Annotated in this window: 21 protein-coding genes and 1 riboswitch; of the genes, 11 read left to right on the forward strand and 10 right to left on the reverse strand. The window is 35.6% G+C overall.

Translation table 11 applies throughout. The features are described 5' to 3' along the window. Positions 1-2: 2 nt before the first annotated feature. The 3 genes from NP781_RS24940 to NP781_RS24950 all read right to left on the reverse strand — a co-directional run bounded on the left by NP781_RS24940 (position 3) and on the right by NP781_RS24950 (position 2,630). Positions 3-674 (reverse strand): methionine ABC transporter permease, encoded by a 672-nt coding sequence (locus NP781_RS24940; protein ID WP_004225517.1) that lies wholly within the window; start codon positions 672-674, stop codon positions 3-5. Continuing rightward, positions 667-1,692 carry a methionine ABC transporter ATP-binding protein gene (locus NP781_RS24945; protein ID WP_221679122.1) on the reverse strand — a complete coding sequence of 342 codons (1,026 nt, stop codon included), beginning with the start codon at positions 1,690-1,692 and terminating at the stop codon, positions 667-669. Before NP781_RS24945 ends, NP781_RS24940 begins: the two co-directional genes overlap by 8 nt. 107 nt (positions 1,693-1,799) lie before the next feature. After that, complete coding sequence (locus NP781_RS24950) at positions 1,800-2,630, reverse strand: MetQ/NlpA family ABC transporter substrate-binding protein (RefSeq protein WP_221679123.1); 831 nt, start codon at positions 2,628-2,630, stop codon at positions 1,800-1,802. An 88-nt stretch (positions 2,631-2,718) separates the two neighbouring features. Beyond that, positions 2,719-2,824, reverse strand: a riboswitch (SAM riboswitch). Between the two features lie 122 nt (positions 2,825-2,946). Here NP781_RS24950 and NP781_RS24955 point away from each other — a divergent pair. Then, on the forward strand, positions 2,947-3,453 hold the full coding sequence (locus tag NP781_RS24955; RefSeq protein ID WP_257521075.1) for a PPC domain-containing DNA-binding protein: 507 nt from the start codon (positions 2,947-2,949) through the stop codon (positions 3,451-3,453). A gap of 42 nt (positions 3,454-3,495) precedes the next feature. Here the strand turns inward: NP781_RS24955 and NP781_RS24960 are convergent, their stop codons facing one another. Beyond that, a complete protein-coding gene (locus tag NP781_RS24960) occupies positions 3,496-4,665 on the reverse strand; it encodes a pyridoxal phosphate-dependent aminotransferase (RefSeq protein WP_221679125.1) in 1,170 nt (389 codons plus the stop codon). Between the two features lie 146 nt (positions 4,666-4,811). Further along, positions 4,812-5,939 (reverse strand): tyrosine-type recombinase/integrase, encoded by a 1,128-nt coding sequence (locus NP781_RS24965; RefSeq protein WP_257521076.1) that lies wholly within the window; start codon positions 5,937-5,939, stop codon positions 4,812-4,814. A gap of 55 nt (positions 5,940-5,994) precedes the next feature. Here NP781_RS24965 and NP781_RS24970 point away from each other — a divergent pair, with 55 nt between their 5' ends. The 7 genes from NP781_RS24970 to NP781_RS25000 all read left to right on the forward strand — a co-directional run bounded on the left by NP781_RS24970 (position 5,995) and on the right by NP781_RS25000 (position 10,997). Next, a complete protein-coding gene (locus NP781_RS24970; RefSeq protein WP_257521077.1) occupies positions 5,995-8,250 on the forward strand; it encodes a hypothetical protein in 2,256 nt (751 codons plus the stop codon). Then, complete coding sequence (locus NP781_RS24975; RefSeq protein ID WP_257521078.1) at positions 8,250-8,471, forward strand: XkdW family protein; 222 nt, start codon at positions 8,250-8,252, stop codon at positions 8,469-8,471. The genes NP781_RS24970 and NP781_RS24975 overlap by 1 nt, the downstream gene beginning before the upstream one ends. Then, a complete protein-coding gene (locus NP781_RS24980) occupies positions 8,471-8,620 on the forward strand; it encodes an XkdX family protein (RefSeq protein ID WP_257521079.1) in 150 nt (49 codons plus the stop codon). Before NP781_RS24975 ends, NP781_RS24980 begins: the two co-directional genes overlap by 1 nt. Before the next feature lie 114 nt (positions 8,621-8,734). Beyond that, positions 8,735-8,977: a hypothetical protein gene (locus NP781_RS24985; RefSeq protein ID WP_257521080.1), complete on the forward strand. Its 243-nt coding sequence runs from the start codon at positions 8,735-8,737 to the stop codon at positions 8,975-8,977. Between the two features lie 55 nt (positions 8,978-9,032). Then, entirely contained in the window at positions 9,033-9,437 is a 405-nt protein-coding gene (locus NP781_RS24990; RefSeq protein WP_197224486.1) for a phage holin family protein, read from the forward strand. Further along, positions 9,434-10,150 (forward strand): peptidoglycan recognition protein family protein, encoded by a 717-nt coding sequence (locus NP781_RS24995; RefSeq protein WP_257521081.1) that lies wholly within the window; start codon positions 9,434-9,436, stop codon positions 10,148-10,150. Before NP781_RS24990 ends, NP781_RS24995 begins: the two co-directional genes overlap by 4 nt. A 379-nt stretch (positions 10,151-10,529) precedes the next feature. Next, complete coding sequence (locus tag NP781_RS25000) at positions 10,530-10,997, forward strand: hypothetical protein (protein WP_257521082.1); 468 nt, start codon at positions 10,530-10,532, stop codon at positions 10,995-10,997. A 38-nt stretch (positions 10,998-11,035) separates the two neighbouring features. On the opposite strand, the gene NP781_RS25005 is transcribed toward NP781_RS25000, so the two are convergent. The 3 genes from NP781_RS25005 to NP781_RS25015 all read right to left on the reverse strand — a co-directional run bounded on the left by NP781_RS25005 (position 11,036) and on the right by NP781_RS25015 (position 12,182). After that, complete coding sequence (locus NP781_RS25005) at positions 11,036-11,497, reverse strand: hypothetical protein (RefSeq protein ID WP_257521083.1); 462 nt, start codon at positions 11,495-11,497, stop codon at positions 11,036-11,038. Between the two features lie 351 nt (positions 11,498-11,848). Next, complete coding sequence (locus NP781_RS25010; RefSeq protein ID WP_257521084.1) at positions 11,849-12,034, reverse strand: hypothetical protein; 186 nt, start codon at positions 12,032-12,034, stop codon at positions 11,849-11,851. Position 12,035: 1 nt separating this feature from the next. Next, positions 12,036-12,182 (reverse strand): SHOCT domain-containing protein, encoded by a 147-nt coding sequence (locus NP781_RS25015; RefSeq protein WP_257521085.1) that lies wholly within the window; start codon positions 12,180-12,182, stop codon positions 12,036-12,038. 150 nt (positions 12,183-12,332) lie between these two features. Between NP781_RS25015 and NP781_RS25020 the strand changes: the two genes are divergently transcribed. Then, the gene (locus NP781_RS25020) at positions 12,333-12,530 is read left to right on the forward strand and encodes a DUF7167 family protein (RefSeq protein WP_257521086.1); all 198 of its coding nucleotides are present in this window, start codon (positions 12,333-12,335) and stop codon (positions 12,528-12,530) included. A gap of 99 nt (positions 12,531-12,629) precedes the next feature. Here the strand turns inward: NP781_RS25020 and NP781_RS25025 are convergent, their stop codons facing one another. Together NP781_RS25025 and NP781_RS25030 are read right to left on the reverse strand one after the other, a co-directional pair. Beyond that, a complete protein-coding gene (locus NP781_RS25025) occupies positions 12,630-13,208 on the reverse strand; it encodes a hypothetical protein (protein ID WP_257521087.1) in 579 nt (192 codons plus the stop codon). A gap of 73 nt (positions 13,209-13,281) precedes the next feature. Continuing rightward, positions 13,282-13,524 carry a helix-turn-helix domain-containing protein gene (locus NP781_RS25030; RefSeq protein WP_257521088.1) on the reverse strand — a complete coding sequence of 81 codons (243 nt, stop codon included), beginning with the start codon at positions 13,522-13,524 and terminating at the stop codon, positions 13,282-13,284. A 168-nt stretch (positions 13,525-13,692) separates the two neighbouring features. Here NP781_RS25030 and NP781_RS25035 point away from each other — a divergent pair, with 168 nt between their 5' ends. Further along, positions 13,693-13,992, forward strand: a complete 300-nt coding sequence (locus NP781_RS25035) for a hypothetical protein (protein WP_257521089.1) — start codon at positions 13,693-13,695, stop codon at positions 13,990-13,992. A 92-nt stretch (positions 13,993-14,084) separates the two neighbouring features. Beyond that, a complete protein-coding gene (locus NP781_RS25040) occupies positions 14,085-14,972 on the forward strand; it encodes a helix-turn-helix domain-containing protein (RefSeq protein ID WP_257521090.1) in 888 nt (295 codons plus the stop codon). The last annotated feature ends 180 nt before the right edge of the window (positions 14,973-15,152 follow it).

Genomic DNA, 15,152 nt, shown 5'->3' on the forward strand with positions numbered 1-15,152 from the left:
TATTAGTCTTTTTTCAACTTCGCGGCGAAGCGGTTACCGATGGATTGAATGCTCTGCACAAGGATGATTAAGATAAAGACAGTTGCATACATCACATCAACCTCATAGCGTAAATGACCATAACGATAGGCAAGGTCACCTAAACCGCCAGCACCAACCATTCCTGCCATTGCTGTTGCACCAATTAATCCTATTGTGGCAATCGTTAAGCCTAATATAATAGATGGTCGAGCTTCACGTAATAGGACATGCCAAATGATATGGCGACGTTTAATACCCATGGCTGTGTAGGCTTCTACTACTCCTGAATCCACTTCTAATAGCGCAGATTCCATCAGTCGTGCAATATAAGGAGCTGTGTAAACAACTAGCGGAACGATTACACCTTTAACACCAATTGTTGTACCTACAATTAACTTGGTAAAAGGTAAGATGAAGAATAATAAAATGATAAATGGAACAGAGCGAACAATATTGATAAATAGATTAAAAAACTGATAGAAAAATTTATTTTCAAAGGATTGTCCTGGTCGTGTTAAAACGATTAATAGCCCTAATGGAATACCAATCAGAATGGAGAACAACAATGAAATTCCGACCATTTGAAATGTTTCGATAATTGCTTTGCCAATTACATCTGACCAATCTGTAAAGAAACTTTGGATACTACTCATTGAACGCACCTCCTAATTCTTCCACTGCCACGCCATTTTCTGAAAAATACGTTAACGCCTTTTGGACAATCTGCGTTTCGCCATGTAAATGCACCACAATATTGCCGACAATACCGTTTTTTAATTCAATAATATTAGCTGTTAAAATATTTGGTTGCACATCGTATACCTTAGTGACTTCTGCTAATAATGGCTTACCAGTACTTTCACCAAGGAATGTTAAACGGATTACACTTCCTGAAACATTTAATTGCTCAATAAGAGAGGGGGATAAATTACGTTGTGAAATTGTATTTAAAAACTTTCGCGTTGTAGGGTGCTTCGGTTTCGCAAAAAGTTCAATCGCTGTGCCAAATTCCACAACTTTCCCTGATTCTAGAACAGAAACCTCATCACAAATTTTTTGAATTACATTCATTTCATGTGTGATGAGCAGAATCGTAATGCCTAATTCACGATTAATTTTTAACAACAATTCAAGAATGGCTTCCGTTGTCTCAGGATCAAGTGCACTTGTTGCTTCGTCACTAAGTAAAATCTCTGGTTCCTGTGCTAAGGCACGTGCAATAGCCACACGCTGTTTTTGACCACCTGAAAGTTGATTTGGGTAACTATCTAGTTTATCTGTTAAACCGACAATTTCAGCATACTTAGCTACTCGTTTTTTTACTTCTGCCTCTTTATAGCCTAGAAGCTTTAATGGAACTGCAATATTATTGTAAACTGTTGCTGTTTTTAATAGATTAAAGTGCTGGAAGATCATCCCGATTTTTTGGCGTGTTTGACGTAATTCTTGAAGAGAAAGGGTCGTAATGTCTACATTGTCTATCACTACTTTTCCTGCTGTAGGACGTTCGAGTAGATTAACGCAACGAATGAGTGTACTTTTACCAGCACCACTATAGCCGATTACACCATGAATTTGTCCCTTTTTTACGTGAAGATTGATGCCATCCACAGCTTTTATGATGCCTTTTTTCGACTTGAATTCTTTTGAGATATTTTGTAATTGAATCATGCGACTGTTTGCTCCTTTCTCCACCTTCTAAAAAGCAAGAATCTGCTCGTTTTCCTATAGAGGAATTTCGACAGATTCTTCGGCTTTATAGAAGCTTCCTGAATGTATTACCAACTAGGGATTACTGAACCTTTGAATTCTTCTTCGATGAATTGACGTACTTCATCAGATTGGTAAGCCTCAACGAATTTTTTAATTGTTGGATCATTTTCATTTTCAGCACGTACAACAATATAGTTCACGTATGGAGAATCAGTAGATTCCAATAAAATAGAGTCATCTTTAGGGTTAATACCAGCTTCTAATGCAAAGTTTGTATTAATAGCTGCTACGTCTACTTCACTAAGTTGTTTAGGAATTTGAGCTGCCTCTAATTCAATGAATTTTAAATTCTTTTTGTTTTCTTCTACATCACGAATCGAGGCTGTTAAGTCTGCGCCATCTTTTAACTGAATATAGCCAGCTTCCTGTAAAACAAAGAGGGCACGCGCTCCATTCGTTGGGTCATTTGGTAAGCCAAACGTTGCACCGTCAGGAATGTCATCAAAGGATTTATATTTTTCAGAGTAGATACCCATTGGATTTAAAATCGTTTTGCCCACTGGTACTAAATCTGTATCATGATCTTTATTAAATGTATCCAGGAAAGGCTCGTGTTGATAGCTGTTCGCATCAAGATCACCTTCAGCTAAGGATGTATTAGGTAAAACATAGTCAGAAAATGATTTTAGCTCTACTTCTAGCCCGTTTTCTTTTGCTACTTTAGCGGCTACTTCTGCAATTTGTTCGTGTGGACCAGAAGTGACGCCTACAACGATTTTCTTTTCATCAATTCCTTCAGCTTGGCTTTTACTATCTTCTTTAGAGCCACAGCCTGCTAAAGCTGCTACTAATGTTAGACTTGCTAAACCTACTAAAAATTTATTTTTCTTTTTCATGAAAATACCTCCAAGATTGTTTTTATCGGTTTTTTGAAAATAAAAAAACTCTCTTACAAATTAAGAGAGGCTCATGAAAAGATGTCCTCTCTTATCTATCAAACGAAGTTCGTTTGCAGGATTTAGCACCTTCCTTTAAAAAAGGAGGTTGCCGAGCTTCATAGGGCCAGTCCCTCAGCTACTCTTGATAAGAGATTTATAATATTTTTTTGTAATTCCGATAGAACTAATATAATTTATAGGGTATAGTAAGTCAATAAATAATTTTTAAATTTTTTATATAATTATAATATTTCGACGCAAAAGAGGGATAACAATGTCTGTAAGAGTTAATTATGGTATAGGTTCATTTGGTAAGGTTATTAGTGCTCGTTTTCTAACGGGAACAGATATCATTGAAGGGATTGAAGCGCTTTGCGAAGAGAATAATATAGAGTCAGCCACAATTGTAAGCTGTATTGGCAGCTTTCAAAAAAGTAGCTTTGTTTATTTAGTGCCAGATGCAACAGCTCAAATTCAAGTTCGTTTTAGTGATGTGATGGAAAAAGAGGGACCATTAGAATTTATTCAAGGTTCAGGTGTGGTGTGTAAACGAGATGGTGGATATGAGACACATTTCCATGGCTCTATGAGCGATCAATGGGGTGTTGTATCGGGTGGGCATTTAATAAAAGGGGGAAACCCTGTTATTACTGTTGACATCGTGTTGGCAGAGGTACAAGGTATTCAACATATTCGAAAATGGGATGATGAAACAGGTCATGCTCAATTTTATCCATTAGAAAATGATTTAGGGCAACCAAGGAAAATTGAAAAATATTAATGATCCTGTAGCTAGGGATAGCTACAGGATACGCCCTCATCATTATCTATTAAACAATTGTAATTGCTCGATTCTATGGATTGCTTCACGTAAGCGCTCCTCACTAACTAGCAACCCTACGCGTACATAGCCTTCACCATATTGACCGAAGCCATTACCTGCTGCTACAGCGATATCAGCTTTTTCGAGCAAAAGATCAGCAAACTGTTCACTTGTATAGCCTAGTGGTACAGGAAGCCATGCGAAGAAGGAGCCTTTTGGAGCCGTAACATGCCAGCCAATTCGTCGAGCTTCTTCAATGAGTACATTGCGGCGACGCTCATAAGTAGCTCGTAGTTCATCCGAACATTGTTGGGAAGCTGTCAGTGCTACTGCTGCGGCTTGTTGAATGGCAGGGAATTGACTACAAAACAGATGATCCTGAATAAGATTAATAGCAGCAATAATCTCGGCATTCCCTACAGCGAAGCCTATACGCCAGCCAGCCATATTATAGGTTTTCGATAATGTATACATTTCAACTCCTACTTCTTTTGCACCCTTTGCTTGAAGGAAGCTAACTGGTTTATTACCGTCAAATCCTATTGCCCCATAAGCAAAATCATGTGATACGATAATATTGTGTTCCTTCGCAAAGCGAACAGTCTCTTCAAAAAACGCAAGTGATGCTGTACCTCCTGTAGGGTTGTTCGGGTAATTTAAGTAAAGAAGCTTTGCCTTTTCTTTCACTTCATCAGGTAATGCATCATAATCAGGTAAGAAATCGTTTTCGGCAAAAAGTGGCATCACTTCAAAATTGACATCTCCTAGTACGACACCTGATAGGTAATCTGGATAGCCAGGGTCTGGTAAGAGCATCGTGTCACCAGGGTTTAACACTGCTAAAGGTAGCTCAACTAGACCAATTTTTGTTCCACCGAGAATCGCTACCTCTGTATCTGGATTTAGTTCTACCTGATATTCACGTTGATAAAAGTCGGCAGCAGCTTGGCGTAATTCAGCGAGACCTCTAAATGGTGAATATTTGTGGTTTTGAGGATTTTCAGCCGCTTCCTGTAATGCTTGAATGATGTGAGTAGGCGTTGGCTGATCGGGATTTCCTTGCCCAAGGTTAATGACATCACGCCCTTCTTCTAGAGCCAAGTTTACTTTTTGTACGAGTGCTGCAAAAAATTGAGTGGGTAGTTGCTGTAGTTTTTTAGAGAATTCCATGCATGATCACCTTTTTCAGAATATAATAATTATTATTGAAGAATATGAAGCAAATAGTATTACTTTTTCTGTTAATTGTCTAGACCCTTTATAAACAAAGGATTGAAATGCTCTAAAAAACCACAGGCGACCAAAAAGCGACTAAATTACAGAATCTTATTAAATAACTCGATAGCTGTTTGTTTATCTTCTTTAGTCAGATGGCTATAAGTATTCATTGTCAATCCTACGTCACTGTGTCCTAATTGTTCTTGTATAATTTTAAAATTCGCATCATTGCTCAATAGGTAAGATGCACATGAATGTCGTAATGCATGAAAGTTTAATTTAGGAAGACCAAGCTTTTTAGAATGTCGATGCCAGGTTGATCCAAGTGACGAAGGTAGGATAGGGTAGCCTAAAACAAGTTGCGATGTAACCAAAAAATCTATATCCTTTCCACTCTCGTCTTTCATTGGCTTCCATGCATGTCCTGATTTAATTTTCAATTTCTTTTGAGCATGCACTTGTTCTTTAATTTCATTCATAAACTTTTCAGGAACATTAACAATTCGAGGCTTTTTATTTTTGGTTGGTCCTAAAACTAATTCGGATTTTCCCTCAGTATCATACTTCAAAGCTTGATCGATTAAAATTGTATTATTTACAAAGTTAATCTTTTCTAATCGAATTGCTGTTATTTCTGATTCTCTTAACCCTACCAAACATGCAAGCTTGTATATTACACGGTATTTCAAATTAAGAACGTTTATCGCTTCTAACATTTGAGATAATTGGTTAGAATCATAAAATTGTAGTTCTTTTTTTCTAGGCTCTACGCGAGGTGTTTTTATACCGTTCATAGGGTTTTCATTAATAATTTCCCATTCAATAGCTTTTGCAAAGATACTTTTTAAGAGACTAAATTTATTACTTAAATTTTTACGTCCTTCCTTTTTTTCCTCCGAGAAATATTCAACTATATGAATTTTTTTTATTTTTTTCATCTTCATGTTGTCAAATCTATCAAATGTTCCAGTATTTAAAATTCGTAAATAGTGAGATTTTGTAGCAGGGGACAGATCAAGCCGTACATAATTGTCCATCCAACGTTGACGAAATTCTGCAAAAGTAATAGTTTCAGTAATTTGCTCAATATCCATCTGAGAAACTTTAATTTCAAATTCGGTAATTGCCTTTTTTATTGATCGATCAGTAAGACTGTTTAAAGTAACTGTTTTGTACTTTCGTATGCGTTTTTCCTGTTTCCTCATCATAACCAAGTGTTCGCTCATTAAATTTACCATCGGTTCGCATGACAATGTAATTTACGAAACATGGGGTTCAGTTGTGAAAACACAAATAAGCACAACCTATTCCAAGGGTTCGCTAGTGCAATCCAACATTGCGGCAGAAGATGGCACATATCCGGCAAATGGACGCCATACGGACGGTTTTTGGTATGTGAAAGGTGAGGCAGTTGGGCCGTTAGGGCCGGGAGTGATAATCAATAAACAATATAATCTACGCGGCAATGAATCACGTAGATTAATTCGGTTAGCAAACGGAACGTTAATCGCAACGGTTCAAACATACGACGCAGGAAATACACATATTTTCGCATACAAAAGCACAGATGAAGGCCGCACATGGACATCTTTGAATAATATCTATTCCAGATTTAATAACGGTGGTAATACAAGCGATATGTATTGGAGCATTGTCGCGTTAGGTAATGAATTCGGTATTGTCGCTCAAGCAGAGTATAATAAAACGGTAGATTTCATCCGTTTTACCGAAAATGGGGTTACTGTAAAACGAACACCTATTTATGGCGGCAATCCAAGTGCAACTTTATTATGCAAAGGCGTTTCAATAGCCATTGATCCACAAAACCAAAACTTTATGTACGTTGCATGGTCTATTAAGGATAACAATTCTCACAATCTGTTTTATTCTAAAACCACTGACGGAGGCATCACATGGTCAGCCCAAGAAAAACTGACATCATATAATACAGCGGGTCAAGGATACCTATATCCATCTATTGTATGGGTCAACGGGAAACCGGTAATTATTTCGTATATAGAAAGCACGGTCAATAGTCAATACGAGATACATTGTCATTATTGGGATGGCTCAAAATGGTTAAGCAAAAATGCGTCACCTACAGATGCAACTACTGTAGCGCTTAAAAAGAGTGCTCCGTCAGCAGTAGTAGACAAAAATGGCGTAATCCATGTCACATGGGATGGGCCAACACCTTCAAGTGTAAAAAACAATATTCATTATATATCTAGTGCAGACGGAGGCTATACATGGACTTCGTACACAGCATTAACTAATGTAAGTGGACTTTTGTTAGCGGTAGAGCCATCAATCACAGCAGACAAAAACAATACGCTATACATCATGTACGCCGGTACAGATTCGCAAGAAACAACATACAGAGACATTAGATTACTCAAAAAGCAGAGTGGCGGAAATTGGATAGATACTAAAATTGCGGACGAAGGGGTTACATTGAGTAATCCTAGCACATTATATGATCCGTCATTCAAGCTATCTTTCGGCGATACACCGCCGACAATGTATCGATCATCAAGTGGCATCAAATTTGTCGGAACTGTTTCAACAAATACAGCGCCATCAATTACATTATTATCACCAGAAAACAATCTCACACTATACGAAAACGACACAATTAACATCTCAGGCGATGCCTACGATGCGGACAAAGATCAATCAGTAACAGTGTTTTATCAAATAAATGGAGAGCAAAGAAAAGTCTTAGCAACGAACGTCAGTCAGACACAGATTACTTTATCTAAGCAATTAACATTCAAAGATGGGAAACTGTACGATGGTGAAACGGTACTTACTGGAACACTTACTGAAGGTGTAGCCCATATTTTAAAAGTTTGGGCAGTCGATAGTGAAAATGGCCAATCTGCAACTATTGAGCGTACATTTTATGTCGTGCCTAACAGAGCTCCTTTACTATCTGTTGATGCGGTTGTACCTACAGGAGTTATCGATTCAGACAAATTTAAAATCAGTGGTACTTCATCTGATCAAGATGCAAATTCAACAGTTAAAGTAACCAAAAAAGTTAATGCTAAAAACTCTGTTGAAATCTATAGTGGACCAGGTGGTGCATGGGAGTTTGATGTATCACTTGCTGAACTTGTAGTAGGTGAAAACACCATCGTTATTGAAGTAATAGACAACTATGGTGCTAAGACAAGTAAAACAATAAAACTTAAAAAGAATGAAATTAAAACGCCTATTTTGCATGCTGTGGCGAGGTACAAGATTACACCTCCTGCTGGTTCTGCAAAGGGCGTTTTATTATTCATTGAACGTAATGAGGATATGGATCTTAAAGTTGAGCTTTCCATGACGTTAGCTGGCGAACAAGAGCAGTATGAAACGCTAACAGCTGATAACACGGCTCCTATGCCTAATACAAACGGCATAGTTGAAGATACTTTTTATTTTGAGACGACTGAGCCAAAAGATAACATCATTTTGAAAATCTCTACAACGCGGCCAGATGCAACGGTAAATCATAAAATTCACTTAATATCGGGGGCGGTTGAGTAATGGCTTTTGAATATAAACAACGTGAATCTGATGGCTCTATAGGGCAGCCTGTAAAGGTTGGAACTGGATTGAGCATAGATGAACAAGTGTCGTCACTTGGTGCACAATTAGCCCAGGAAAAGATAAAGGGTATTCAAAAAGACCTTCTTATTAATAGCCTTGGTCAAACAGTTACACAATTGAAACTAGAAATGTTGGCCATGAAAGGGGGTGACCTATAATGCAATTCTGGCAAATCGCTTTTATGTATAAATGGGTGACTGCAGAGCAATTAAAATTAGCAGTTAAAACAGAAGAAAATCCTTTTGGAGAAATCACGCCTAAACAGTATAAAGAGATTACAGGAAAAGATTTTGTGACGCAAGCATAGGTTTAGCGTTATTGGTAAAAAATAGGGTAAGGATTGGTAGAGCATGAATTAGGTAGTGAAAAACTCGTAATCTGTATATGATGATGGAACAACAACAGATTAGGAGGGATGCAAATGCAATATCTAGTTAGAATCGCCAAAACTATTATTTATGGATGGTTAGCTATCATTTTAGCGTGTAATATATATGGAGTTGAAACAATATTTAGTTTTATACCGAATATAAAAGTTACACATAACAGCGGTGAATTGCAATTTTTGTTAGACAAAAGAACACTACAGTTCACATTTCATTTAGCGATATTAGAAGCGTTAGATAATTACCTTACAATAAGAAACAAATATAAAAAGAAATAAAAAAGTCCTTCCACAAAGTGGAGGGATTTTATTTTTGGAATAGGGAAGTGTTCAGATGGAAAAATGGATTGCTGTAGTAAGTGGAACAATAGGCACAATCGTTTCATATTCAGTGGATGGTCTAGGAATGGCCGTTACTGTTTTAATTGGATTTATGGCCATTGACTACCTAACTGGAATTATGGGAGGTATTGTAAATCAAAATTTAAACAGTCGTACAGGCTTTAACGGTATCATTCGAAAAATCTATTATTTAATGTTGGTTGGTTCAGTATATTTATTGTCTGTTGTAATACCTGGCATCGAGTATGCAGGGGATGGAGCAGCCATTGCATTTTGTGTCCTAGAATTTATTTCAATCACTGAGAACGGTACTAAAATGGGCTTGCCAATGCCTGACTTTGTAAAAAATATTTTAGCAATCGTAAAGGATAAAACAGGAGAGGGTGAGGTTAAATGAGTTACACTTTCAGACAAATCTTATTACCTTCAACAAAATATTCAATTAAGGCACCATTCATTATGTTTCCGCAATTCATAACCGTACACAATACAGCCAATGACGCACCTGCAGCTAACGAAATTTCCTACATGATTGGCAATAATAATCAGGTTTCTTATCACGTTGCGGTAGATGATAAAGAGGTTATTCAAGCAATACCTTTTGATAGAAACGCTTGGCATTGTGGGGACGGTGGAGGTAGTACCGATCCTAACGCTTTAAAGAAAGGGAATCGCCTTTCTATTGGCATCGAAATCTGTTACAGCAAAAGTGGTGGTGTTCGTTATGGAATGGCTGAAGAAAATGCAGTTCAGTACATTGCAAAATTATTAAAACAGTTCGGATGGGGTATTGAGCGAGTGAAAAAGCACCAGGATTGGAATAGCAAGTATTGTCCCCACCGTATATTGACAGAAAATCGTTGGAATAGTTTTTTGAAACGAATTGAAGAAGCAATGAATCCGATGGAGATAGGAAAACCAACAGAAAAGGATGATGATAAAATGCAATTCTCAAATGAGACAACTAAAGCAGCAGTTCGTGATTACATTAAACAAGCTGTAGATAAAGGCAAGATTGATAAGTCTTGGCTTGATAAATTCAATGCTGGTACTATGACAAGTGGGGATTTTGAAGGTTTGAAGATTATTATTGAGCAACGTAGTGCTTAAAAACAAAGGCCAGTTACTGTTTAGGTAACTGGTCTATTTCCTTGAATACATATAATTAAATAATTTGTCAATGAAAATACTGGAACTAATTATTAAATGTTTGTAAATTTAGATAAAATAAACTTTTAAGTAAAATGTCAAACAATAAACAGCAAAATCAAAGAAAAAGTTACTTTAGTGTGAACGAACCTTAAATAGAACGCCATTTTTTGGCGGTGAACATGGCGGAATCTGACGTTTAATGTAAACTAAATGTAAAAACCACGACAGAAAATGGCGTGATTCTACTATTGAAGCTGAAATGTTTTCAATGATAGGCTAATAGTAACCCGAGGGAAATACAAGAAACTATAGCTATAGAGGAAAATAGGAGATTTATATGAACAGATTAATTAAAAAGATTTCAATTTTGATAGCATTTACTCTACTATTATCTATTGGATTAACTACAAAAGCTCAAACAGCTGATGCAGCTGTAGTTATGCATTATTGTGACTTTTTCAGTGGGAACCACTATGATAAAGATAATAACATAGTAGTGGAAGAAGGAAATATAAAATATGGAGCATGTCATATAAGTTATTATCATATGGATTCACCAGGTAAAGGAAAAGTGAAAGTTGATGGAGATTTGAAATCACAATTTGCAAGACACTTAGTTGAACAAGAAATGGCAGATTTAGCGGGTAAGATTTATAAGCAAGATAATATAACATTCGTAGGTAATGGTAAATATAGAGCTGACGGTTATGATATTTACCTTAATCAATATATAACTGTTATTTTTGTTAAAAAGAAAGTGGATGGCCAGACAAGAAACTCTGTAATAACTATGTATCCAAAATAATATGGATGATAAAAGACCAGGGAATATACCCTGGTCTTTTACCACACAATTTTAAAGTACAATTCACTTTCTAACTTTGAACTTGCAAGGTCTCTAATTTCAAAAATAAGTTCGAACTCTTTGCCAATCTCAACATTTTTTGCCCAATGTATAGAGTCTTTTTTGCATTCTTTACTTTTTATTTGTATCGGAAGAGTGTCAAACAATTCAATTGAATCTTTATTAATTATCCATTTTTTAAATATAATTAGTTTATCGTTATCACTTTTATTTTCAATTTCAAATTCTATTCTCATTTTATTACTATTAATACTAGGACTTATCTTTTTCACCTTTAAATATAATCTTTCGTCATCTAACAATAATATTTGTCCTGCTTCAGGGTCCTCCGTAAACTTATGGAATGCATCCCATTCCTTATCAGTCCATTCTTCCATATCTTTGTGAGAATCAAAACCCAATCCAATCCTTTTATCAATATGAAAAACTTCTCTTGTCATCTAAGAAACACCTCTTGTTTGAGAATTATATGAAATTTACTTTATAGAAATAGAAAGGTATTAATTACAAACTAATATAACATTAAAACCTATTATTTCCAACAAAAAGGGTAATGGTTTAAAATACAGAATACTCTTTATTGCTTTAAAATACCAAAATAAATAACTAGGTTATAAATTAAAAAAATATGTATATGGCATTGGCTGTTTAAAAAAAGAAACCTCTATATAGTTTATTCGTTAAATATGTGAATCAAAAAACTAAGCTTGTTTAGTAAGATTCACTTTCGACAAAAAAACAGGTGCTCATTTTAACAGTGAGTACCTGGGCTTTTTTATATACCTAGATAATTAAGAAGTTTTATTTCTGCCCTTGTTTATTGCCCTATTCAAAATAATGATACCAATAAACATCGCGATACCACCAACTATCCTTAAAGTTATATTTTTAGTCATTGCATCTTCAACAGTTATATTCATTAATAGACTGCCAAACATAATGAATACCAATCCAACTGCACCTTCAATAAATCTCATGTCAGATTCCTAGTAATTGCTTTTTCTTCGCGTCAAATTCATCTTGCGTTAAAATCCCATCATCTAGTAAATCTTTCAATTCCCGAATTTCATCAGCAACATCATACATATCCTTTTCCTGTTTACCTGCAGTTGACGTTTTAGCCATTGTTTTAAGGTTCTCAATCCCACTCTTAATTTCAAGCGCAATGTGCGCGAGTGTAAAAAGACAAATGTATAATGGAGAATGGAAAAAGTTATCCGTATAAAATTGGTATAAGGTATTATTAAACTAATGAAGCAGGGGGAGGGATAAGTAATGGGTAAAACAGTAACTTTTTCATTTAGTACAAAATATGAAGATTCTAGGGTGGAAGAAATATTCACGTTTGAAAAATTAGGTATTGACGAGTATATGGATGAAAAAGCAGTAAAAAAAGTAATAGATGAACTTTTTCAAGCTTGGGTTTGGAATAAACTGAATATTTCCTATAGTATAGTTATAGATGAGGGTTAACGAGAGCAATCATATTAGCAATTACAAGTGACAGGTACTTGAAATAAAGTGCCTGTTTTTTTGTGTAAAAAAGCCACTCATTTGAGTGACCTTAATTAATTATTTTACAATCTCGCCTTTATATAATTTCCAGTTAAATTTCATGTCCATATCTCCACGAGCGCCAACTTCACCTTTTAATGTGATTGAATCGCCCTTTTTTAGACCTGTTTTAACTGATGGATCATTCATCTCTACGATAATTACATAAGGTACTAAATCAGCATTATCATTCTCTAAAGTAATCCAATCAGCACCATTATATGCATCGGTTTTACCCATAACAATAATGCTATCCTTTACTGTTTCTAAATCTGTAATTATCCCAGTCCATGTTACCATTGCACCTTCAACTGTTGAACGATAAACATCCGAACGTTCAGAAGCGCTTAATCCATAAAATGCATCAGCGAATTTCATAAAATCATTTGATTTAAAAGCTTCAATTGTAGCATTTTGAGCTTTTGATGGACTAGCTTCAGTTGTTTCTGTTTGTGCAGTAACAGGTTTTTCTTTAGCTGGTTCCTCTTTAACTTCCTTTTCTTCAGTTGGAGCTTCTTCTTTTGGCTTTACCTCTTCCTCACCACAAGCAGCAAGTAAAAATGCTGACATTGCTCCGATGTAAAATAACTTCTTCATACATAAACCTCCCTTGATATTACCATTTTAGGAAATAAAGCAAAGAAAGTATACAAAAAACAGACAACCTTATTTAGTTATCTGTTTCCTCATTATCTTCCACTTCTACAATTTTAAATAATTCGTTCATATCGGTTATCTCGAAAGCGTTGATCAATTCGTTAAGTGACGCCTTGGGATAGCTTTTTTGTTTACCATTTACCATTTCGCTTACAGCACGATTTGTTAAATTTGTACGTTCCACTAAATCTTTTTGTTCCCAATCACGTTCTGCAAGGAGTACACGTAATCGTAATTTCAATTCTTTTCTAGCCAAAAAAACACCTCCATTATATGCATCTCATAACACAATTATAAATCAAATTAATCAATTACGCAATTTGTAATTGACTTATCAATCTGTTTTATTTATCATGTAATTAAGTTATACAAAACATAGTTAAAATATGAATTTAGAAAACTGGATACGAAAGGCGGAATTGAAATGAAAAATTTAGCTGGGTTAGAAGTTAGCAATTTAATCTTTGAAACTATTGAGAAACGTGTTGAAGTATCTCAAACAGAACCTTATGTATTCGTTATTCATGGAGTTAATGCAGTCGGAGGAAAACTGAAAAGTGCATATTCAGCTTTGAAGAAAATTGAAAAATGGGCTGTAGCAAACGGAGCAGAAGTGAGTTTGATTGAGGAAATAGACTATTCATTGAAAGTAGAAATCACGGATCCAGTGGCTGCAAGAATTGAATCCCACTATCGTACTTCGGATTTAAAATATCGTGCTTAGATTTAAAAACTGAACAGGCAGCATGTACAAACTATGTGCTGCTCATTGAGTTTTTAATTACTCAAAGTAAAAAAGAAAGTGAGGTGAAAACGATGGCATTTGAATATTTAGCAACATATAAAACATTTGAATCAGTAACAGACATGGACACAGCTGTAGAGAACCACATGGCAGATCATTACTATGATTTAACGGAATCAGAACGTGCCATCGTTTTCAAATTTGCTAGTCATGCATTAGAACATCCAGGAGCCTGTCATTTGAAAGCTGCCACAATTGCTGCAGCATTGGAGATCAGCACTAAGACAGTTTATCGTAGCGTTAAAAAGTTAGAGGATTTAGGCATCATCGAGAAAGTACCAAGCACTAAATTAAACGGCATTAAAGGGGCTAGTATTTATCGCATTTTACCTTATGTCCCATCGAGCGTGTCCCAACGAGAAACAGCTCGGGCCATCAGTAATGACGCGGTTTCTGAGACTTTTACAGAAAACCAATCATCTAAATCTTTTAATCTTTTAAGTTCTAAACAAGCAAATAATATTATGAGTCTTGGCAATGAATTAGCTTTGCAAGCTGAAAAGAAAAAGGCGTACATGAACGAGTACCAAGTCATGCTATTTGATTTCATGAATAGCTTGCCATTAACAGACAACTTGAAAGATGAATTGCACAAGGTTGTATTAGCTTCGCAAGTAAATTCTGTGGATGAATTTATAAAAGCTAAGAACGTACTATTTAAAATTGCTATGGATATTAAAGAAGGTATTTTAACAGTTACAAGCACATTAAGATCCGTATTTGTAGGAGCGTTTAATAAGGCTGTAGAGCGTTCTAGTATGAAGCAACATAAATTATCATCTATAGAAGAAACGGTTGATAGAGAGCGTCCAGTACCTTTCTATAACTGGCTAGAGGATAGAGATAGTCGAACAGAAATATGTAATAGACCAAACTTAGAAAACTGGCTTGAATGGTGAAAGGGGATTATAAGAAGTGAAACAAAAAACAAATGACCATATATGATTTTTTAGAACAACCGATTAAAAGCTTCCCACAGATGTTAATAAGGTTGTTGATAAACTTGCTGAGAAGAAACTTAAAGAGCCTCGTATAAGAGGGTGTATCGTATACAGTTGAAGAAAATGCTAATCGAAGGG

The sequence above is a fragment of the Lysinibacillus sp. FN11 genome, assembly GCF_024628845.1.
Classification (GTDB): Bacteria; Bacillota; Bacilli; order Bacillales_A; family Planococcaceae; genus Lysinibacillus; species Lysinibacillus capsici.